General features: G+C 71.9%; 19 protein-coding genes. 7 read left to right on the plus strand and 12 right to left on the minus strand.

Annotated features, from left to right (window positions below; all coding sequences use genetic code 11):
- Window positions 1-26: 26 nt before the first annotated feature.
- Window positions 27-608 carry a GNAT family N-acetyltransferase gene (locus IG62_RS0119555; protein WP_030804432.1) on the minus strand — a complete coding sequence of 194 codons (582 nt, stop codon included), beginning with the start codon at window positions 606-608 and terminating at the stop codon, window positions 27-29.
- Between the two features lie 102 nt (window positions 609-710).
- Window positions 711-2,264 carry an MFS transporter gene (locus IG62_RS0119560; protein WP_030804433.1) on the minus strand — a complete coding sequence of 518 codons (1,554 nt, stop codon included), beginning with the start codon at window positions 2,262-2,264 and terminating at the stop codon, window positions 711-713.
- A gap of 284 nt (window positions 2,265-2,548) precedes the next feature.
- Between IG62_RS0119560 and IG62_RS0119565 the strand changes: the two genes are divergently transcribed.
- Window positions 2,549-3,193, plus strand: coding sequence for a TetR/AcrR family transcriptional regulator (locus tag IG62_RS0119565; protein ID WP_030804435.1), 645 nt, complete (start codon window positions 2,549-2,551; stop codon window positions 3,191-3,193).
- Between the two features lie 18 nt (window positions 3,194-3,211).
- Here the strand turns inward: IG62_RS0119565 and IG62_RS42025 are convergent, their stop codons facing one another.
- From IG62_RS42025 to IG62_RS0119580, 3 genes are read right to left on the minus strand one after another with little or no spacing between them, the layout of a single operon-like run.
- Window positions 3,212-3,397, minus strand: coding sequence for a hypothetical protein (locus IG62_RS42025; RefSeq protein ID WP_037838657.1), 186 nt, complete (start codon window positions 3,395-3,397; stop codon window positions 3,212-3,214).
- 15 nt (window positions 3,398-3,412) lie between these two features.
- Complete coding sequence (locus IG62_RS0119575; protein ID WP_030804437.1) at window positions 3,413-4,135, minus strand: hypothetical protein; 723 nt, start codon at window positions 4,133-4,135, stop codon at window positions 3,413-3,415.
- Window positions 4,132-4,647: an RNA polymerase sigma factor gene (locus IG62_RS0119580; protein WP_030804439.1), complete on the minus strand. Its 516-nt coding sequence runs from the start codon at window positions 4,645-4,647 to the stop codon at window positions 4,132-4,134. Before IG62_RS0119580 ends, IG62_RS0119575 begins: the two co-directional genes overlap by 4 nt.
- Before the next feature lie 432 nt (window positions 4,648-5,079).
- Here IG62_RS0119580 and IG62_RS0119585 point away from each other — a divergent pair, with 432 nt between their 5' ends.
- On the plus strand, window positions 5,080-6,492 hold the full coding sequence (locus IG62_RS0119585) for an amino acid permease (RefSeq protein ID WP_030804441.1): 1,413 nt from the start codon (window positions 5,080-5,082) through the stop codon (window positions 6,490-6,492).
- On the opposite strand, the gene IG62_RS0119590 is transcribed toward IG62_RS0119585, so the two are convergent.
- The 5 genes from IG62_RS0119590 to IG62_RS0119610 all read right to left on the minus strand — a co-directional run bounded on the left by IG62_RS0119590 (window position 6,399) and on the right by IG62_RS0119610 (window position 13,330).
- Entirely contained in the window at window positions 6,399-6,923 is a 525-nt protein-coding gene (locus IG62_RS0119590; RefSeq protein ID WP_030804443.1) for a hypothetical protein, read from the minus strand. The genes IG62_RS0119585 and IG62_RS0119590 overlap by 94 nt on opposite strands.
- A gap of 343 nt (window positions 6,924-7,266) precedes the next feature.
- Window positions 7,267-9,171, minus strand: a complete 1,905-nt coding sequence (locus IG62_RS0119595; protein WP_030804446.1) for an AMP-binding protein — start codon at window positions 9,169-9,171, stop codon at window positions 7,267-7,269.
- Window positions 9,168-9,611 (minus strand): hypothetical protein, encoded by a 444-nt coding sequence (locus IG62_RS0119600; protein ID WP_158795061.1) that lies wholly within the window; start codon window positions 9,609-9,611, stop codon window positions 9,168-9,170. The genes IG62_RS0119595 and IG62_RS0119600 overlap by 4 nt, the downstream gene beginning before the upstream one ends.
- On the minus strand, window positions 9,608-12,013 hold the full coding sequence (locus tag IG62_RS0119605; RefSeq protein WP_158795062.1) for a toll/interleukin-1 receptor domain-containing protein: 2,406 nt from the start codon (window positions 12,011-12,013) through the stop codon (window positions 9,608-9,610). The genes IG62_RS0119600 and IG62_RS0119605 overlap by 4 nt, the downstream gene beginning before the upstream one ends.
- Before the next feature lie 180 nt (window positions 12,014-12,193).
- Window positions 12,194-13,330, minus strand: coding sequence for a substrate-binding domain-containing protein (locus IG62_RS0119610; protein ID WP_030804455.1), 1,137 nt, complete (start codon window positions 13,328-13,330; stop codon window positions 12,194-12,196).
- Window positions 13,331-13,841: 511 nt separating this feature from the next.
- Between IG62_RS0119610 and IG62_RS0119615 the strand changes: the two genes are divergently transcribed.
- The 4 genes from IG62_RS0119615 to IG62_RS0119630 all read left to right on the plus strand — a co-directional run bounded on the left by IG62_RS0119615 (window position 13,842) and on the right by IG62_RS0119630 (window position 18,240).
- Window positions 13,842-16,433: an ATP-binding protein gene (locus tag IG62_RS0119615; RefSeq protein ID WP_420711081.1), complete on the plus strand. Its 2,592-nt coding sequence runs from the start codon at window positions 13,842-13,844 to the stop codon at window positions 16,431-16,433.
- The gene (locus IG62_RS0119620; protein WP_030804461.1) at window positions 16,414-16,890 is read left to right on the plus strand and encodes a roadblock/LC7 domain-containing protein; all 477 of its coding nucleotides are present in this window, start codon (window positions 16,414-16,416) and stop codon (window positions 16,888-16,890) included. Before IG62_RS0119615 ends, IG62_RS0119620 begins: the two co-directional genes overlap by 20 nt.
- A 422-nt stretch (window positions 16,891-17,312) precedes the next feature.
- On the plus strand, window positions 17,313-17,675 hold the full coding sequence (locus IG62_RS0119625) for a DUF742 domain-containing protein (RefSeq protein ID WP_051798283.1): 363 nt from the start codon (window positions 17,313-17,315) through the stop codon (window positions 17,673-17,675).
- A complete protein-coding gene (locus tag IG62_RS0119630; protein WP_030804466.1) occupies window positions 17,623-18,240 on the plus strand; it encodes a GTP-binding protein in 618 nt (205 codons plus the stop codon). The genes IG62_RS0119625 and IG62_RS0119630 overlap by 53 nt, the downstream gene beginning before the upstream one ends.
- 231 nt (window positions 18,241-18,471) lie before the next feature.
- Here IG62_RS0119630 and IG62_RS0119635 read toward each other — a convergent pair whose 3' ends face one another.
- Window positions 18,472-19,281: a universal stress protein gene (locus tag IG62_RS0119635; protein ID WP_107053017.1), complete on the minus strand. Its 810-nt coding sequence runs from the start codon at window positions 19,279-19,281 to the stop codon at window positions 18,472-18,474.
- A gap of 209 nt (window positions 19,282-19,490) precedes the next feature.
- Window positions 19,491-19,913, minus strand: coding sequence for a secondary thiamine-phosphate synthase enzyme YjbQ (locus IG62_RS0119640; protein WP_030804470.1), 423 nt, complete (start codon window positions 19,911-19,913; stop codon window positions 19,491-19,493).
- Window positions 19,914-20,067: 154 nt separating this feature from the next.
- Here IG62_RS0119640 and IG62_RS50175 point away from each other — a divergent pair, with 154 nt between their 5' ends.
- A complete protein-coding gene (locus tag IG62_RS50175) occupies window positions 20,068-20,163 on the plus strand; it encodes a putative leader peptide (RefSeq protein ID WP_420711079.1) in 96 nt (31 codons plus the stop codon).
- The last annotated feature ends 147 nt before the right edge of the window (window positions 20,164-20,310 follow it).

The following is a 20,310-nucleotide window of genomic DNA, read 5'->3' on the forward strand; positions in this document are numbered from 1 at the left end:
ACCCCTCCCCCGCGGCCGGTCCGGCGTCAGTGCGCCCGGCTCGACCAGGCACCGGCGCCCTTCCCCGCCCGCCACTCCGGCGCCAGCACCGACCAGATCTCCTCGTCGTGCCGCTGCCCCCGGTACCGGTAGCTCTCGCGCAGTACGCCGTCCCGCGTCATTCCCAGTCGCCGGGCCACGGCGATGCTGGGCGCGTTCGTCGACGAGACCCACCACTCCACACGGTGGATGCCGCGCTCCTCGACGGCCCAGTCGATCAGGACCCGCGCGGCCCGGGTCACCAGCCCCTTGCCGACCGCCGACGGTTCCAGCCAGCAGCCCGCCTCGGCGTTGCCCTGCGCGACGTCCATCGTCCGCAGGATGACCGCGCCGACCAGCGTGCCGTCCGTCCGGATGCCGTGGATCCGCCCGGTGTCGGCGGCGGCCTTCTCGGCGTACGCCTGGAGGAACGCCCGGCTCGACGCCAGGTCCGTCACGAGGTCGGGCAGCCCGTTGTGCAGCCCGATGAACTCCCGGCCCCGGTCGATGTGGGCCAGGAACTCGCCGGCCTGCCACGGCTCCAGCGGGCACAGCTCGGCGCCGTCGTCACCGAGGGATATCGCGTACATGGTCACCTTCCGCGGTCGGGAGCATCGGGGGTAGTGAGCGAGACGGCGTTCCGCCTCAACGCGTAGGTATGGAGGGCCAGTTGGGCCTCGAACCGGAAATTCTCAGCCGGCAGCTGAGTCGGCCGACCGCCCGGCAGCCCTGCGTCCCGGCAGGACGGCGAGGACCAGGAGGGTGCCGATGGCCATGATGATGCCGCCGGTCAGGCTGGTCGTGGCCACGCCGTGGGCGAAGGCCCGGTGCACGGCGTCGACCAGGGCCTGGGCCTGAAGGGGGCCGCCGGACGGGTCCTGGGCGATCCGTTCGGCGACCGCCAGGCCGCCGCCCACCGAGTCCTTGGCGGCGTCCATGGCCGCGGCCGGGAGGCGGCCGCCGGCCAGGTCGGTCAGTCGGTCCCGGTAGGAGGTGCCCAGCAGCGAGCCCAGCACCGCGATGCCGAGCGAGCCGCCGAGTTCCAGGGCGGTGTCGTTGGCGCCGCCGCCCACCCCCAGCTCGTCCTCCGGGAAGGAGCCCATGATGGTGTCCGTGGCCGGGGACACGCTCAGGCCGATCGCGAGGCCCAGCATCATCATCGGCGCCAGGAAGTCGGTGTAGGCCGAGCCCTGGTCGATCCGCGTGAGCAGGAAGACCCCCGCGGTCCCGATCGCCATACCGGCCACCACCATCGCCTTCATGCCCAGCCGCGGGGTCAGCCGGCCGGTCACCGCCGCGCCGGCGAACACCGCACCGGCCAGCGGCAGCAGCCGTACGCCGGTCTCCAGCGCGTCGTAGCCGAGGACGAACTGCAGGAACTGCGTGGAGTAGTAGAGCGCGCCGAAGGTGCCGAAGAAGAAGAACAGCACCGCGAGCAGGGAGCCGCTGAAGGGGCGCAGCGTGAACCTCCGTACGTTCAGCATGGGGTGCGGGTGCCGCAACTCCCAGGCCACGAAGGCCAGCAGGCCCAGGCCCGCCACCACGGCGGCGGTGACCGGACCGGCGCCCCAGCCGAAACGCGGGCCCTCGATCGTCGCGTAGACCAGGCTGCCGACGGAGACGATCGACAGCAGGCCGCCCACGTAGTCGATCCGGCCCATGTCCTGCGCCTTCGACGACGGCACCAGGACCAGCGCGCCGATGACCGCGACGATCGCGACGGGGACGTTGATCAGGAAGGTGGAGCCCCAGGCGTGGTCCTCCAGCAGCCATCCGGCGACCAGCGGACCGACGGCGATGGCGAGACCGGAGGTGGCGGTCCAGGCCGTGATGGCGCGGGCACGCTCGGCCTTCGGGAAGACCGCGACGAGCAGGGAGAGCGTGGCCGGCATGACGACGGCGGCGCCGACGCCCATGACCGCCCGGGCCGCGATGACCAGCTCGGTCCGGTCGACCAGGCTGCCCATGACCGAACCGCCCGCGAAGACCACCAGACCCGTGAGAAGCGCGCCGCGGCGGCTGTATTTGTCGCCGATCGCGCCCAGCACCAGCATCAGCGCGGCGTACGGGACGGTGTAGCCGTCGACGACCCACTGCAGGTCGCTGCTGCTCAGGCCCAGGTCCTGGGTCATGTCCGGCGCGGCCACGATCAGCGAGGTGTTCGCCATGACCACGATCAGCAGGCTCAGACAGAGCACGAGCAGGGCCCACCACCTGCGCGGATACGGGGCTTCCCAATGCTCCACGGGCGTGGAAGCGGGTGAGGGCGCGCGGCGTCCGGCTGCGGGTGCTGCCGGCGGGGATATGGATGCGGGATCGACGGGCGACACGGAAACCTCCACGGCGAGGGAGCGGGAAAGGGAACAGGAAGGAGGGCAGGAAAGAGGGCAGGAAAGAGGGACGCGAACGGGAGCGGCAGCAGGAACGACGAAGCCGAACTTGCACAGCCATGTGCAACCATAAGAACATGCACAGCACTGTGCAAGTAAGTACGATGAGGGGGCATCGCCGACACAGGAGCCGCCCGCCCATGACCAGCCGCCCAGGGCCCGCCCCGCAGCGCAGCCACGCCCGCTCCAACCGCGCCCGCATCCTGGCCACCGCCCGCGAGGAGCTCAGCCGCAACCCCGAAGCGAACCTGGAGGAGATCGCCCGCGCGGCCGGTGTCGTCCGCCGCACGCTCTACGGCCACTTCCCCAACCGCCAGGCCCTGATCGCCGCACTCGCTGACGAGGCCGCACAGTCGCTGGAGGAGGCCTTCACCTCGGTGCGGCAGTCCGACGCCGCGCCCGCGACGGCCCTGGCCCGCAAGACCCTGGCGGTCTGGGCCGTCGGCGACCGCTACCGCATGCTCATCGCCCTCGGCCGCCGCGATCTGGGCGAGGAGGGCATCCGCGCCGCGCTCGCCCCGGTTCGCGCGGAGGCGACCTCGATCCTGGAACGCGGCCAGCGGGAAGGCGTCTTCTCCGACCACCTCCCCGCCCCGGTCCTCGCCCAGGCCCTGGAATCCCTCACCCTGACCCTCATCGAGGCGCAGGACCCGTCCTCCTGGCACGACCCCGCCGGCGATGCGACCGCCCTGGCCGTCCTCATCGCCGCGGGCCTCACCCCGGCCTCGGCGCGTACCTGCCTGCGGTCCGCCCGCGCGGAGGAGGGCCACGGCCCTGCCGACTAGCCCCGACCCGCCTGCCGGCTAGAGCTGTTGCTGGATCCACCAGAAGGCGAGGCCGACCGCACCCGTGCCGAGGCCGTAGCAGGTGCCGCGTAGCAGATGGGCGGCCGCGTCGCGGCGGTGGCGACGCGCCCACCGCCTCAGGCGGACGACCCGGGTCACCCGCGCCGGATCCCGGTCCTGCGGCGGGCGCTTGCGCTTCCTCATGCGATGTCCTTCGTCTCAGCGGTGCTGCGCACAGTCCTGCAGGCGGCGGGCGATCTCGAGATCCGGCCGGCACACCAGCACGTCGTCCGTTTCCTCCCGGGTCGCCAGCCGCTCGACCTCGGCGGTGAGCCCGGGCTCCCTGACCCGTACGGGCGGGCAGTTGCGCCGCACGTACGTCGCGAACAGGCCCATCCCCTCCATGAAGGCGTCGTCGGGTCCGTCCAGGCAGTTCTGCAGCAGGTCGATCCAGTGCTCGGCCTCGGCGACCTCGCCCCGGCCGAGGTGGTGCAGGTGCAGGCAGTAGGCAGCGGCCCTGTTACCGGCACCGGCGGCGAACTGCCACCAGAACTGGGCGCTTTCCGGATGGTCCGCGAGGGACAGCATGCAGGCGAAGACCTGCGCGCCGTCGACATCGAGGTCCTCCAGGTCGTCCTCGTCCACCAGCAGCGCGGTGCAGTCCTCGGTGCCGCCGCCCGCGCCCTCCTCACCACCGCCCTTCCGGCCGATCGCCTCCGCCAGCCGCTCGACGTGCACGGCGGCGCCGGGCTGGTCGAGCACCCACCGGACGACCACGGACAGCTGCTGCCGGGCCAGCGAGACCGGCGGCACGTCACCGGCCGGCGGCACGTAGCCGGCGTCCTCCGCCAGCCGCCGCAGCCCCGCCCCGACGTCGAACGCGCGCCGCCTGACGTGCAGCCTTCCTCCGGCCTCCGCAAGGAGCCGCTCCACACTGCTCACTTCGGGTCCCCCTCTCCCCTGATGTACGACGCCATGGCCCGCTCCAGGCGCTCCTTCGCCTTGCGGCAGTGGTAGTCGACGGTGCTGTTGGTCACGCCCAGGTACCAGCTGATCTCGCAGGTCTCGCACCGCAGCACGTACCGCAGCACGATGACGTCGAACTGTCGCGGCGGCAGACTGCACAGCGCGCGGTACAACCCGGTCTCGCCGCGCAGCAGCGCCAACCGCTTCCGGAATCCGCCCAGTTGCTCCGATATGACGACCCGGCGCAGGATGGCCCAGGTCTGCTGCTGGAGGTTGCTCTCCTCCAGGAGGGCGTCCCAGTGGCACAGAATCTCCAGGAACGCCCGGTGCACCGCCTCCTCGGCGGCGTCGTTGCCGTCGAGGTGCAGCAGCGCGTACCGGTGAAACGCGTCCTGGTTCGCCAGGTAGAGCGCCTCGAACTCCAGCGGGAGGGGCAGCACCGCCTCCGCCACCGGACTGCCGTCCTCCGCATGGACATCTTCGGTCATGGGTCCTCTTCATTGAGGCTGGAAGGTAAGGGCGAACGTCAACTCCGGTCGCGCCACCCACTGATGACGCCCACTCAACCCGACCAACCGGCCGAACACGCATGCCTCGGCGGCCGAATATCACCCATTGATCACCATGCGCTGCGCAGCGTAATGGCCTACCCAGTGGTAGCGGACCGTGAGCTGCCGCTTCACGGGAGGCACCCCACAAGGGTCTACACCTTTTTCCGACGAGCGGTGACGCACCTCACAGGCGCGCGCCACCCGCAGGCGGCGTCCGCCACCCGGCACCACCTCACCAACCTGACGTGGCAACACCTTCACCCGCTGTAGGCGAACGGTCCGAATAGTGAGCGTTCACGCCATACGGGCAGGTCGGACCCCCAGACTTTTCCGGCTCACCGACGTCTCACCCAATGAACAGGCACGACCATGAGCCGGACAAACACCCGGTCCCCCGAGGACCCCCCGCAGGCCGCACCGGACGGCGAGTCCGTGTTGTCGCACGGCCTCAAGCAGCGTCATCTGTCGATGATCGCGCTCGGCGGGGTCATCGGCGCGGGACTCTTCGTCGGCTCCGGAGCCGGTATCGCAGCGGCCGGGCCGGCCATCGTGCTGCTCTTCGTCGGGGCCGGCGCCCTGGTCATGCTGATCATGAGGATGCTCGGCGAGATGTCCGCCGCCCGGCCCTCCACCGGCTCCTTCTCGGTGCACGCGGAGCAGGAGCTCGGCGCGTGGGCCGGGGTCACCTCGGGCTGGATGTACTGGCTGATGCTCTGCGCCGGCGTGGCCGCCGAGGCCACCGCGGCCGGCACGATCATGCACACCTGGGTGCCGTTCCTCCCCGGCTACGGCTGGGTGGCGGTCTTCATGGCGTTCTTCTGCGCCAGCAATCTGACCGCCGTCAAGAACTTCGGGGAGTTCGAGTTCTGGTTCGCCGCGATCAAGGTCGCGACGATCGTGGCCTTCCTGGTGCTGGGTGTGCTGGGCATCCTCGGAGTCTTCGGCAACCCGCCCGGCACCCGCCACCTCACCGGCCACGGCGGCTTCTTCCCCACCGGCGCCGCCGGGCTCGCCGCCGGGCTGCTCACCACCATCTCCGGCTTCGCCGGTCTGGAGACCGTCACCATCGCAGCGGCGGAGTCCGACCATCCGAGCCGGAACGTGGCCCGCGCCGTCCGCACCGCCGTCTGGCGCATCGCCGTCTTCTACATCGGCTCCATGGCCGTGGTCGTCACCCTCGTCCCGTGGAACGACCCGAAGGTCGCCACGGAGGGCCCGTACGTCACCGTGCTCGACCGGCTCGGCATCCCGGCCGCCGGCACGATCATGCAGGTCGTGGTGCTGGTGGCACTGCTCTCCGCGATGAACGCCAACATCTATGGCTCCTCGCGCATGGCGTACTCCCTCGTCAACCGGGGCCAGGGCCCGCGCTTCCTGAGCCGGGTCACCCGGGGCGTGCCGGCCGCGGCGGTGCTGGCGTCCTGCGCCTTCGGCTTCGCCGCCGTGATCGCCGGAATCGTCTGGCCGACCACCGTGTTCGCCTGGCTGCTGAACATCGCCGGCTGCGCGGTGCTGGTCGTCTGGTCCATCGTCTGCCTCACCCAGCTGAGGATGCGCCGCCGCCTGGAGCGCGAGGCACCCGAGCTGCTCTCCGTGCGGATGTGGGGCTTCCCGTACCTGACCTGGCTGGCGTTCGCCGCCATCCTCGGCATCTTCGCCGTCATGGCCGCCTCGGCCGACGGCCGCCATCAACTCGCCGGAACAGCCCTCGTGGTGGCCGCCCTGGCCACCGCGGGCCACCTCAGGCAGCGGCGCGGTCGGCGGGAGAAGAGCGGGGGGTGAGGCGGGGGGCCGGGCCGGTCCCCCGGCGCCAGCCACCCGGCCAGGTCGGCGAAGGCGGCCGGCGGCCTGCCGCGGACCCGGGCCGCCGCGATGCGCAGCGCCAGCGGAAGTCCTCCGCACCGCTCGGCGATCCGCGCCGCGTGACGGGCCACCTCGTCGCCGGCCGGTCCGCCCGTCCCGGCGCCGGGGCGGGTGGCCGCCTCCAGCAGCAGCCGGACGGCAGCATCGTGCGGCAGCACGTCGAGGCCGATGCGATGGGCCTCGTCCACCGCGAGGAGCCGCCGTCTGCTGGAGACCAGCAGCCTGCTCCCGCCGGGCGGGGGCAGCATGGTGTGCCCCTGAGCGCTGTCGTGTGCGTTGTCCAGCACGACGAGCACGGGCCGCTCCGCCAGGTGCCGGCGGTAGACGGCGGCGCGGTCCTCGGCATGCACCGGAGCTGCCGCTTCCGGGAGGCCAGTTGGTGCAACAGGCGCCCGAGTGCCTCCCCGGGTGTCAGCGGGGGCACACCCGGCTCATGTCCCCGCAGATCGACGTAGAGCAGGCTGCCGGGGAACCGCCGTAGCCGTAGCGCGGCATGGGCGGCCTGGATCAGGAGCTCGCTCTTGCCCACGCCGCCCGGGCCCGTCACCAGGCAGACGGCCTGGCCTGTCGAGCCGTCCCGGGCCTCCAGCGCCGCCACCAGAAGGCCAGTTCCGCCTCGTGGCCGATGTGGACCGACGACGGCGGCGGCAGCGCGCTGGACGGCGTGCCCACGGGCTGCTGCGCGTCAAAGGATCACAGGGTCCCACCCAGCCACCGTACACAGGCCAGGGCGCCCCGGAGGAACTCGTCCGCCTCCGGCGATCCGGGCGCGGGCGGCGGCCGGTGCTCCCGGCCCACGGCGAAGGCGTGGCGGACAACCGGTGCGTTCGGCAACCCGAACTCCGTTGCGCGGTACAGGACTTCGCGGGCCGCTGTCACGCGCACGCCCTCGGACAGCAGCCGGTAGCGAAGCGCGTCGAGGCAGAAGCGGGAGGCGAGCCAGGCATCCCGCACCGGGTCCGTGCGCTGTCGGTCGGCGGCCGTCAGCCGGGTCCACAGCACGCTCTCCGCGTTCTGCGCCCAGAACCGGGCCTCGCCCACCACCTCCGGAACGGTCGGCCAGCCGAGTCCGGCCTCCTCCAGCGTGCCCAGGATCGGGTGGCGTTCCGCCAGCAGACGGCAGGCGACCAGCGGCGCGCGGGCCGGCCCGGCCGCCTCGGTGACGTTCACCCGCAGGGTGGCCAGGTGCCGGTTCATGGCCGCGGCCAGCGCGTACCAGCGCTCCTGGCACGGGTCGTCGTCGATGACGACGGTGATGTCGATGTCGCTGAAGCGGCTGACGGCGGCCGGGTCGAGCGCCGACCCGGTGAGGACGGCGGCCAGGACACCCGGCCGGCCGTGCAGGACATCGCGTGCCCAGGCCGCAATGTCCGCCGGAGGCAGGAACGCGGGGCGGACGGGGGCAGGATCGGCCGTCGGCCGCGCGACGCCCGAGGCTGCGCCCTCCACCCGGCGCAGCCGTACGGTCCGGCCGGCACCCAGCATCGAGCGCAACGCCGCGGCGATCGTGGTCCGTTGAAGGGGCGTGGCGGGACAGGGGTCATCGTGCTCCACAACGATGTCGTCCCCGTCCCGGGTGACCCGGGTGACGCCGAGGTCCAGTTGCCGGCAGAGCTTCGCCAGATCGATGCTCCGAACGCCGCGGTCTTCGGGCTCGGCCAGCAGCGCGTGCTGGGTACGCGCGGCGAGCAGCTGCAGTCGCGGGCCGGGCCGCCGGCACGCGCATGTGCCGTCCAACCAGCGGCCTCTGTCGCCGTTCACATAGCGCAGCAGCGGCATGGCGCGGTTGACCAGCGGCGTCACCGCGATGTCGCCGGCCACACCGGGCGGCAGCGGGTCCCCCGCCGCTCCCACCACCTCCAGGAACACCCCCGTCTCCTCGACGTGATAGGTGCCGGTCCCCCCGCACTCGTGCGCGACGATGCCGGCCTCGGCGAGCGTGTAGAGGGCGGTGACCGGGCAGTCGAAGGTCTCCCGGATCCGCTCCCGCAGGCCCGGGGTGAACTGCTCACCGGACAGCACGACCAGCCGCGGTCCGGCCCCGCACGACGGGCCGAGGCGATCGCACAGGGCCGCCATCACACTCGGCATCACGGTGATCACCTGGCCGTGCAAGTCCTCGACCGCGGAACGGAATTCCTCGTCCGGCAACTGCCAGGCACGGCTGAGGTTCCACTTGACCAGCCGGGCACCGGGCGGGTCCGCCGCGACCGAGGCCCGGGAGGCGGACGCCAGGTGGAGGGTCAGATGCGTGATCGACGGCTCGGTGTGCGCGCCGAGATGGCGCCGTACGTGCCGGATCAGCGCGGCGAGTTCCGCTTGCTGCGCCGCCTCGTCGACCACGATCTCCAGGGGTGCGCCGGTCGTCCCGGTGGTGTGCACCCGCCGCCACCGGCGGGCGTCCCCCTCGGCCGACCACAGGCGCGGCCGCTCGGTCCTGACGTCCGTACGGCGCAGCAGCGGCAGGCGGCGCAGGGTGGCGACCGCGTTCTCGGCGGTGACCGGTTCCGGTGGGATCAGCGTCTGGTAGTGGGGAACGTGCCGGCGGGCGTGGTGGAGCAGTGCGGCGAGCGCCGTCGGCGCGGGCTGGCCGGTCATCCCGGAAGCCAATCGGCGGCTTCCTGGTCGACCTCGGCCAGGAAGCCGGACAGTTCCTGGATGTCATGGCCGCCGGCGGCCCAGAATTCGGCGAGCGCGGCGGGACCGCTCTCCTCCCCGGGTTCTCCGGCAACGGGAGCGTGCAGCGCGTGGGCCCGGTAGTTGACCATGCTGACCAGCCGCAGCAGGTCCGCGGTGTTCCCGCCCTCGGCGGCCCAGCGGCTGCGCAGTTCGGCGAATCCCTCCGCGCCGTCCGGCACCGCTTCGGCCGACCGTGAGGCGTGCACCAGCAGGCGCAGATGGCCGCGCAGCAGCACCCCGGTCCGTTTGCTCATCCGGGCGGGGACGTTCTGGAGGAACGCCTCGTGCAGATAGTCCGGCAGTTCGGCGGCACGCAGCGTCGACCGCATCACCCGTACCGGCGTCTTGCGTCGAATCACCGGGTCTCGCCCTCTGCCCCAGGGACACCGCCGGAGAAGCGGGTGGCCTGCTGGAGGTTCTCCAGCCGCCAGAGCATCCGGTCGACCGCCTTGCGCACCGCGGGGTCCCGGGCCGGCTCCGAGGCGGCCTGCCGGGCGAGCTCCAGCGCCCGGGCCGGCAGGCGCAACCGCTCGTAGACGAGGGCGAGTCCGTGCAGGGCGCGGGGCAGGTCGATGGTCAGCGACAGGGCGCGCATCTCGCTCACCGTGCGCTCCAGGCTCCGCGCCGCGGCTTCGGGTGGCCCGAGGCGTGCCTCGCACATCGCCAGGCTCGCCTCCGTGTCGAGCCGGTGCCGGGCATCGGCGCGCTCGCCGCCGGCCGCCAGCGCGGTGCGATAGGCCGCGGCGGCTTCCTCGTACCGACCGCGCCGCAGATGGACATTGCCTTCCAGCTTGTGCGCGATCAGCAGGCCCGCGGCATCGCCCTCGCGGCCGCGCAGTGCGATACAGATGCCCAGCTCGTGCAGCGTCGACCGGTCGTCCTCCTGCAGGTACGACAGGAACGCGCGCTGCCCTGCCAGTTCGGCGCGCAGGGCCGTTGCGTCGCCCGCTCCCGGGACCGCCTCGCATTCCCGCGCCAGTTGCCAGGCGGACCGGGTGTCGCCGAGCTGAGCGATCTTGCGGGACAGGCGGACCCGGAGGCGCACCCGGTCCGCGGTGTCCCCGAGGCGATCGGACGCCTCGATCAGTGCCTTGGTGAGCAGGACGTACTCCTTCCAGAAGCCACGCGCGTTCAACCGGTCCAGCAGCCGGTCCGGGACCGCCTCGCGCAGGGCCCGCCACTCGCCGGTTTCCAGGGAGACGAGGGCCACCGGGGCGAGCACCCCCGCGAGGGACGCCAGCGCGTCACGCTCCGCTTCGGCTGCCAGACCCGCCAGTTCAGCGAGGATCTCGTGCAGCGCGGCCCGGCGTGCCGTGGGCTCCACGTCGTCCACGGCCTGGATGACGAGCTGGGGCACCTCGACCCCGCCGGCCACCTGGACGACGAGGCAGCGCGGCACCAGATCGGACAAGGCGAGGGTGAACCAGGGCGGCAGGGTCATCCCGGCCGAGAGCAGATCCGCCAGTGCCACCCGGTCGAGCACCGCGGCGTATGCGAGCGCCTTGCGGTGCACGGGCGGCAGCCGGACGACGGCCGTGGACACGAGCTTCCGGGCGGAGAGGACGTCCGACGGGAGACCGGGGCGGACGAGCAGGGCCGCCGGAACGTAGGCGGTGTGCGCGAGGAAGGTGCGCAGGGCGAGCGGATGGGAGAGCACGTCGGCCGGCAGCTGTTCCGCCAACTCCTGGGGATCGACGGGGAGGTTCATTCGCTCCGCCATGTGCGCGATGAAGTCGGTGCCTTCCGCTCGGGACATCGGCGGCACCAGGACGTGGCGGACTTCGGCGGTGTCGACCAGGTGCTCGGCGGCCGTGGCCAGGACCAGGCAGTCCGCATGGCCGGCGAAGGCGCGCAGCACGGTGCCCCCGGCGCGGTCCGTGCCGAGGTCGTCCAGCAGCACGAGGAGCGGTTCCTCCGCGACGCGGGCCAGCAGCGCGGCCAGCGCCTCCGGCCAGTCGTGGAGGTACAGCTCCTCGCTGGTCAGCCCGCGGCCGAACGTCCGGTCCAGCCAGGCGTTGACCTCCTCCACGAGGTAGCGCGGCTCGGCGGCCGTGGTGCCGCCCGCGGACAGGGCGAGCACGGTCCGGCCGGCCCGTAGGCCGTCCGCGGTGTCGCAGAGCACATGGGTCTTTCCGATGCCGGGGAGTCCGCACAGCACGACGGGTGCCCCGCCCGCGGTCACCGCGGCGCGGGCGGCCGCCACGGCGGAGCTCCGCTGCCAGCCGCCGGCCGGGGCGTGGAAGGCCGATCGGTAGTCCGTCGCGGGCGGTGGCTGTCCGGCCCGTAACGCCGATCCCGCGGGCTGCGGCGGCCCGGGCGCCTCACCGCGGATTCCGGCACACAGCCGGGTGAACGACCGGGGCTGGTCCAGTCCGCCCCGGAAGTCGCAGTAGGTGAACCGGTCCAGGAAGTCCAGATGTTCCAGTGCCGCGTCCGATGCTCCCGGGAGCAGTACGGGAATCACCCGCATCGAGCGGCCGCTGACCCGGGCCGCGACCGCGAGCCGTACCTCCTCGTTCTGCCACGGCCCGAGGCCGTGTGCGCCGCACATCGCCAGACAGCACGGGCTGTTGGCCAACGCCTCGTTCTGACGCTCCTGCCAGGGCTCGCCCGCCACCAGGCGCCAGTCGTCGAGGAAGACGTGGAAGCCCTCCGCGTGCAGCATCTCGGCGAGCCGGTGCACGACCGCCCGATCCTTTTTGGCGTTGTAGCTGATGAACGCGTCATAGGCCGGCCCCGCCGGACGGGCTTCGCTCCCCACCACTCCCCCATCGCACCGCGCAGCTCCCACTACCGGCTTCCGGGACCGCCACGCATACGAACAGCGGCGCCCGGCACGGTGACCCGATTATGCCCGGCGGCGACAAGGCGGGGCATCGGCCACGGCGCGGACACGGGCGCGGAGCGAGCGCCGGGCCCGCCCCGCCGGTCGGCGAAGCCCTCATTCGCCCCAAATCTTCCGATACGCCTGCCGGTACCCCTCCGAGTCCCAGGACAGCGCGCCGCCGCTGTTGGTGGCGGTGGCGATGTGGACGGGTGCGACGTACCCGCTGTCCGGGGCGCCGGCGAAGGCGCGGTTGAACTCGTCGATGATCTGCCAGCCCTGTTCGGAGAGCGGCTCGGGGACGGTGGCGGCCTGGAACTGCTTGCCGTTGACGCGCTGGAAGGCCGACGGATCGCCGTCGCCGGCACCGATGTTGTAGGGGGCGCCGGCGCCGTCCTTGCCCGCGGCGCGCAGGGCGGGGGCGGCGTGCTGGAAGTACAGGTCGTTGATGGCCGCGGAATACGTCCACCTGCGGCCGAAACGGGACAGCAGCGAGCGGACTTCCCCGATGGAGCGGCTACTGGCCTGCGGGATGGGGATGTTGGTGTAGCTCAGCAGCTTCACGCCGGAGCAGGTGGCGAGTTCCTTCTTGATCAGGTCGGACTTGTGCTTCGCGAACGGCACCGAGGCGTCGGTGAACAGGACGACACCGGCGTGGCCGTTGGAGCGGTCGATGATCCAGTCGGCGCTGATCTTGGCGACGTCCTCGACCCGGGAGGTGATGTTGCTGAAGAGCTGGAGGTCCTTGCTGGGGCCGGGGGCCGCGGTGGCGTGCCAGCCGATCAGCGGAATTCCCGCCGTACGGGCCTTTTTGACGTCCTCCGGGGCGATGCCGGGGTCGAACCCGCTGAGCACGATGCCGTCCGGCTTGAGGTCGAGGGCCTGCCGGAAGGCGGCCCGTTGGCCGCCGGGCGTGCCCTGGCCGTTGAGGGTGCGGGCGTGCCAGCCGAGGATCTTGGCGGCTTCCTCGAAGCCCTGGGCGACTCCGGCAACACCCGGGTTGGTCAGGGTCTGGGCTATGTAGACGACGGTCTTGCCGTGCACGGCCTTGGGTCCGGTGGTGGGGCCCTTCCAGGGGGCGTTGACCTCCTCGGCCTTCTTGACCGCCTGCTCGGCGCGGGAGCGGGCGGTGGGGCAGCCGGGCTTGGCGGAGCTCTTGGGGGAGGCGGCGACACCGGCGCCGGCATCGCAGCCGGCGGTGGCCATGACCAGGAGTGCGGCGGCGGTCACGACCGCCTTGCGGGTGGGGTGCACGGGTGTCCTCGCAGCGCAGGATGGGGGTACGGGTGGGGTGGGGGGAGACAGGTTACGGGTGGTGGTGGTCCGTGGGGCAGCCGCCTTGGGGAGATGCCCCCACCGTCGGAGATGCCGTGTATGCCGTCCGTGCCGGACCCGGTGGAATCGCGCCAGTTCGCGCTCGCTTTCTCTCCCCCTTCGCACGGTTTCACGCCCTTTCCCTGCCCTTCGTTCCGCTTCCCGACGGTCACCGGAGCATGGGCGACCAGGCATTTCGCCGGGCCTTAACAGACCAAAAGTGACGAAGAGTTGAATAGTGCGGGGCCTCGATGAGCCACGTCTTGCATGCCCGTGCACAAGCGGTAGTGTTCACGGCCGGTTGACCGTGTGGCGGAAACCTTTCGCTCACATTGAGGTGCAAACCTCGCCATCTTCGTGTTTCACCGTCGTCGCGTTGCCCGTTGTCGGCGGTCGGCACCACCACCTCGGTCACCGCTCAGCAGCACGTCGTAAGGAGGCCCGGGTGTCCGTGGACGCAGTGGACCCGCCGCAACACGAACCCGAGCCGTCCCGGCGTTCATCGTTGCGACCGCGGTTCCGTCAGCGGGCGGACGCCGTCCTCGACCGCTGGCCGTTCCGGCGGAAGCTCAACGTCCTGGTGATCGCGCCCGTCGCGGTCGTCGGCGTGCTGCTGGGCGTCGGCGTCAACACCCAGGTGCAGAAGGCCCAGGACGCCGGCCGCAGCGCGGAGCTGGTGCGGGACAGCGAGCAGGTCACCAGGCTGATCAACGACGTACAGGCCGAACACCGGCAGGCGCTCCTGCTGTCCGTGGAGCAGGAGTCGGTCCGGCCCGGCGCCGCGCTGCCGTCCACCGCCGCCTACCGCCGGACCCAGCAGGACACCGACGAGCAGGTCACCGCCGTGCATTCCGCGTTCGGACCCGGCCTGCCGAAGGACGAGGCCCGCGCCCTTGCGTACATCCGCGGACTCACCGTACTGCGCGACAAGGTCGAACGCGGATCGGTGCCGGCCGCCACCATCGACCCCGCCTACGCCGCCGCCGTCGGCTACCTGATCGACGGCATCGGCCTGGACCGCTACGCCGGCACCTCGTCGTCCTCGGTCACCAACCTCCTCGACACGGTGCTGCGTGCCGACGCCGCCCACGCGGCCTTCGAGAGCGGGGTGTTCTCCGCCCAGACCCGGGACGCCAACGCGCTCACCGAATACACCCGCGCGGTCGGCGCCCACAAGCTCTACGAGGAGCAGACCGCGCGGTTCGGCCGGATCGCCGACCCGGAGCAGGTCCTGGCGCTCGGCGCGATCGAGCGGGACGCCGAACAGAACGGCATCGAGGCCCAGTTCGCGGAGCTCCAGATCGACCCCGGCTCCCTGCAGGGCCAGACCCCGCACCAACTGCGCAAGGCGATGGCCGCCGGAACCCGGCAGGCCGAGGCCCGCCTCTCCGTCACCCGGTCACTGATCGAGCAGATCGCCGCCCGGGCCGACGGCCTCTCGCACAGCGCCCTCGACAACGCGCTGGCGATGCTCGGCCTCGCCCTGCTCGGCTTCGCCGCCTGGCTGACCTTCTCCGTGCTGGTCCGGCGCTCGGTCGTCCGTCCCCTGGCGGCCCTGACCGGCGCCGCCCAGCAGGTGGTCGACGTGGCCGGCGAGGAGCTCGCCAGGGTCGAGGACGACGATTCGGCGGACCGCACCCCGCTGCGGCCACGGCCGATCCCGGTCCCGGTCCGCGACGAGATCGGCCACCTGGCCGAGGCGTTCAACCAGGTACAGGTCACCGCCGCGGCGCTGCTGGAGCGGCAGGTGCTCAGCCGCCGCAACGTCGCCGAGATGTTCGGCAACGTCGGACGCCGGGTCAGCAACCTCACCTCACGCCAGCTCATGCTGATCGACGCGGTGGAACGCGAGGAGACCGACCCCGACGTCCTGGAGCGGATGTACCGCATCGACCACATCGCCGTCCGCCTCCAGCGCAACGCCGACAGCCTGATGCTGCTCGCCGGCATCCGGGACCCCGAGGTGGAGGCCCGGCCGACCGGTCTGGCCAACGTCATCCGGGCGGGGCTCGGCCAGATCGAGGGATACCAGCGGGTGTCGCTGCGGGCCGAGACCGAGGTCGTGGTCGCGCCCGACATCGTCGACGACCTGACGCTGATGCTCGCCGAACTCCTGGAGAACGCGGTCTCGTTCTCCCCGTCCGACACGCCCGTCGAGGTGGTCGTCCGGCCCGGCACCGACGTCACCTCGGACGGCGGGGCCCTGATCGAGGTCATCGACCACGGCCTCGGCATGAGCGCGGAACGCCTCGCCGAGGAGAACTCCCGGCTGGTCCGCCGGGAACGGCTCGACCTCGTACCGACGAAGGTCCTCGGCCTGTTCGTCGTCGGGAACCTCGCCCGGCGCTCGGGCATCCGGGTCACCCTGAGCCGCACCCCCGGCGGCGGGGTCACCGGCACCGTCTGGCTCCCCGCCGGCCTGCTGCTGGCCGTGAACCCGGCCCCGACGCCCTCACCGGCCACCCCGCCACCGGCTCCGGAAACGGCCGAAGCGCCGGAAACGGCCGCAGTGGCGGAAACGGCCGCAGTGGCGGAAACGGCGCAGACCGAGTCCTCGCCCACGAACCAGCCCGGGCCCACGTGCGAGCTCACGCCGAAGGCAGCCGAGCCCACACCCACCTCCGCGCCCGCCTCCGCTTCCGCCGCCACGCCCCTGCCCGTACGGGCCCTCGCCGGCGCGCCCGAACGGCAGCCGGGCGGGCCCTCGCGGGAGGGCGAGCTCCCCCGGCGCCTGCCGCGCCGCGCCACGGACGACGCGGAGCAGAACTCCCCGGCGTCCGCGCCCCAGCCGGACCGGTCCGTCCGGCCGCTGCGACGGCGGGTACGGGGCGCGACGCTCGACATGACCACCCCGACGGCCGACCGAGCGGCCCAGGCCGTGCGCCGGCCCGTCGACGCCGACGCGGTCCGATCGGAACTCGACGAATTCGAGGCCGCCGTACGCAGGGCGGAGCAAGAGAGTGCGCCCGCCACGAGCGAACCGGCGCCAACGCCCCACCAGCAACCCCGGAAGGAGTCGGGCAGTGAGCACGCCGACAGGTAACAGCGGTTCCGAGCGGGAGGAACCCACCGATCTGACAGCCGCCGCGGCCGACTTCACCTGGCTGCTGGACCGGTTCGCCACCCAGACCGCCGGCGTCGTCGACGCCATCGCGGTGTCGTCGGACGGCCTGCTGATCGCCGTCTCCCAACTGCGCGAACAGGCCGACTCCGAGCGGCTCGCGGCGATCGTGTCCGGCGTCACGAGCCTGGCCGCCGGTGCCTCCGGCAACTACGGCCTGGGCGGCCTCAACAAGGTCATCATCGACCTGGAGGGCGGCCACGTCCTGGTCTCGGCCATCGGCTGCGGTGCCGTCCTCGGCGTGGTCACCTCGAAGGAGGCGAAGCTCGGCAACATCGCCTACGAGATGACCCTCTTCGCCAACCGTGCCGGGAGCGCGCTCACCCCCCAACTGGTCCTGGAACTCAAGAAGACAGCCGGCGCGGCCCCGGCCCGCTGACCTGTGCCCCCAGCCACCGTCACGGAAGGCTTGGGGGCGGGCGCTGAGCAGCGGGGCAGCGCGGGCACCGATCAGCAGGTCAGGGGCCGGCGCTGAAAGAGGGCCATGAACCGGTCGGCGAGGGCCACAGGATCAGTGCCGGCGAGGGCCACGGTTCTCGGTGCCGGCACTGAGAACAGAATCATTGCCGGCACTGGAAGAGAATCTTTGCGGGCGCCGAGAAGAGGATCATGATGGTGGCCGGTGAACCAGAACCGAACGAGTCACCGAACGAGTCAGCAGGCGAGCGAGCGACCGAGTCGACGGGCGAGCGAACAGGCGAGTCAGCGGACGAGCGGGCGGCCGAGTCAGCAGGCGAGCGCACGGACGAGTCAGCGGGCGTCGCCCCGGGTCCGTCGGAACCGGTCGGCCGCGCTCCCGCGATCCGGCCCTTCCTGCTGACGGCCGGCCGGGTGGCGGGGGGCGGCACCGGCCCGCCGCTCCCGGTCGAGACCCAGATCGTCGCGACCGCGTCCGGGATCTCCGTCCTGGGTTCCCTCGCCTTCGAACAACACGACATCGTCGCCGCCTGCCGACAGCCGCAGTCGGTGGCCGAACTGGCCGCGCGGCTGCGTCTCCACCTGAACGTGGTCCGGGTGCTGGCGGAGGACCTGCGCGCCGCCGGGCATCTGGCGGTCCACGTTCCGCACGCCGGCACCACCCAGGACATCTCCGTACTGCGAAGGGTTATCGATGGTCTCCGTGCCGTCCCCGACTCACGGGACACACTCCGTGACAGCGGTTGAACCGCCGCCGGTTCCGGTCAAGTTGGTCATCGCCGGCGGCTTCGGCGTCGGCAAGACCACGGCTGTGGGCGCCATCTCCGAGATCCGGCCGCTGACCACGGAGGCCGCCATCACAGAGGTCGCGGCGGGCGTGGACGACCTCTCCCACACCCCCGGCAAAACGACGACCACCGTCGCCATGGACTTCGGCTGCATCACCATCGACCCGACGCTGAAGCTCTACCTGTTCGGCACACCGGGCCAGGACCGGTTCGGCTTCATGTGGGACGACGTGGTCGAGGGCGCCCTCGGCGGCCTGGTGATCGTGGACACCCGCCGGCTCGACGACTGCTACGCCGCGGTCGACTACTTCGAGCACAAGAACATCCCGTTCGCCGTCGCCGTCAACGCCTTCGACGGCGAGATCCACCACGACCTCGACGAGGTGCGCTGGGCCCTGGACGTCTCCGACCACGTCCCCCTCACCATCTTCGACGCCCGCAACACAGGCTCGGTCCGCGACGCCCTCCTGGTCGTCCTCCAGGTCGCCCTCTCACGGGCGGAGGGCGGCGCTACGGGGGAGTGACGGTGTTCGCGCCCAAAAGTCTCGGCGACGAGGTTCTCGTATGCGGTGGACTGGAATAGACCGTCCGGGTGATGACCCTCGCCTGTCGTCCCGCATGACGCCCGCCAGGTGTGGCGGCCGTACGCGCGACGCCCTCGCCGTGCTCGCCCGCGGCGCCCTCGCCGTCGACGCGCCGGCGAGCAGGCGGACCTCATCACGCCGGCCCGTACGGGCCGTCAGGCGCGCGGGCGGTCATGTCTTGCCGCGAACGACGGTGACGGAGCAGTGCGCGTGGTGCAGCAGCGCCTGGCTCACCGATCCCAGGAGCAACCCGGCGAAGCCACCGCGCCCCCTGGCTCCGACGACCATGAGCTGGGCCGTCCGGCTCGCCTCGATCAATACCTCGCGGGTTTCGCCGCTCAGCACTTCGCGTCTGACCGTGACATCCGGATAATTCTCCGTGCGGCCGGCGATCGCCTGGGCCAGCAGACGCTCCGCGCTTTCGACGCCCGTACCGGGCGGCGCGTAATCCGGCAACCACGCATGCGCGGCGACGACCTCGGCTCCGCGCAGCGCTGCCTCGGCGAAGGCGAATTCGACCGCTTCCTCACCGACCTGCGAACCGTCGACGCCCAACACGATCGGCCCGGCTCCCGCCGGTTCCTCGCGGGCCACCATCACCGGACACCGGGCATGGGCGGCCAGGGACGCCGCCGTTGAACCCAGCAGCAGGCCCATGAAGCCCCCCATACCCCGGGGACCGACGACCACCAGATCCGCGGCTCGCGACTCGGCCTCCAGCACCGCCACCGGTTCACCCGTCACCACGGCCGCGGTGACCTGCAGCTCAGGTGCCACGCTCCGGGCCCGGTCCGCGGCATCGTTCACCAAACGGTCGAGCGGCGACGGGTCCAACGGCGTGTGCATGGGCCTGACCGGCCAGCTCAAGGCGTTCACCACACGCAGATCCGAACGACGCCGCTGGGCTTCCCGGGCGGCCTGTTCCACCGCGGCAAGGCTCGACGACGAGCCGTCCACGCCAACGACGACCAGGTTGCCCACCGCTCCTCCATCGCTCGGTTCAGCTTCCAAGCCTCACCCCGGTCAAGCGTTGCTGCAATCCGGCCGGGCGACCGGCGTCGGCGGCGCGTGGGGGCGCTGATACAGGTGTGTGGCTCGGGGGTGGCTCACGGCTGTGAATGCCTGGCATCGGCGAGATCGACGGCGAAGCCTCGACGGCCACCCCCGGCACGGTCGCGGTGGGCCCTGGCTCATCCCAGGAAGCTCAGCCGGACCTGACGGTTGGCATTGTCCTTGTTGGTGTCGACCAGGCAGACGGACTGCCAGGTGCCGAGGGCCATACGGCCGGCGATGACCGGGAGGGTGGCGTGTGGGGGGACCAGGGCCGGCAGGACGTGGTCCCGCCCGTGGCCGGGGCTGCCGTGGCGGTGGCGCCAGCGGTCGTCGGCGGGGAGCAGGTCGTGCAGGGCGGCGAGGAGGTCCTCGTCGCTGCCGGCTCCGGTCTCGAGTACGGCGATGCCGGCCGTCGCGTGCGGGACGAAGACGTTGAGCAGGCCGTCACGGCCGTCCGCGGCGTCCCGGAGGAAGGCGGCGCAGTCGGCGGTGAGGTCGGCGACGGTCTCCGTCGAGCCGGTGGTGATGTCCAGGGTGCGGCTGGTGAATGCAGAGCTCATGCGTTCATCTTCGTACGGGCCGGACGCCCTGGTCGCCCTGGCTCGCAAGGTGGGGGGCGCGGGTGGCAATGTCGTTTCAATGCCGCGGAAACAAAGGTCCACCACCCGAGACGACGTTTGACCCCTCTCCGAACGCACCGCTACGTTCAGCAACATGTCTACTTCGGCCCTCCTCACCACGCGCGGTCATATCGACCTGCTGCGGGTGGCATCCGCCGCGTGTCACCGCGGTGCGATCGGGTGTTGTTGACGTCTCCGCCTCTTCGGGCGCGATGGCTTTGAGTTCTTCTTAGTTCTCGTAGGTCTCTTGCGGTCTCTTCCGGTCTCTGCAGGTCGCTTTGGACTGTCCTTTTTCGAGGGCCCAGTTGAGCGTGATGCGATCACTGCCTGATTTCTG

The sequence above is a fragment of the Streptomyces sp. NRRL S-337 genome, from assembly GCF_000720175.1.
Lineage (GTDB): Bacteria > Actinomycetota > Actinomycetes > Streptomycetales > Streptomycetaceae > Streptomyces > Streptomyces siderophoricus.

Coding starts and splice junctions, on each gene's coding strand:
- IG62_RS0119555 (WP_030804432.1), bottom strand. CDS start 608: ATGTACGCGATATCCCTCGGTGACGACGGCGCCGAGCTGTGCCCGCTG.
- IG62_RS0119565 (WP_030804435.1), top strand. CDS start 2,549: ATGACCAGCCGCCCAGGGCCCGCCCCGCAGCGCAGCCACGCCCGCTCC.
- IG62_RS42025 (WP_037838657.1), bottom strand. CDS start 3,397: ATGAGGAAGCGCAAGCGCCCGCCGCAGGACCGGGATCCGGCGCGGGTG.
- IG62_RS0119580 (WP_030804439.1), bottom strand. CDS start 4,647: ATGACCGAAGATGTCCATGCGGAGGACGGCAGTCCGGTGGCGGAGGCG.
- IG62_RS0119585 (WP_030804441.1), top strand. CDS start 5,080: ATGAGCCGGACAAACACCCGGTCCCCCGAGGACCCCCCGCAGGCCGCA.
- IG62_RS0119595 (WP_030804446.1), bottom strand. CDS start 9,171: ATGACCGGCCAGCCCGCGCCGACGGCGCTCGCCGCACTGCTCCACCAC.
- IG62_RS0119630 (WP_030804466.1), top strand. CDS start 17,623: ATGGTCTCCGTGCCGTCCCCGACTCACGGGACACACTCCGTGACAGCG.
- IG62_RS0119640 (WP_030804470.1), bottom strand. CDS start 19,913: ATGAGCTCTGCATTCACCAGCCGCACCCTGGACATCACCACCGGCTCG.
- IG62_RS50175 (WP_420711079.1), top strand. CDS start 20,068: ATGTCTACTTCGGCCCTCCTCACCACGCGCGGTCATATCGACCTGCTG.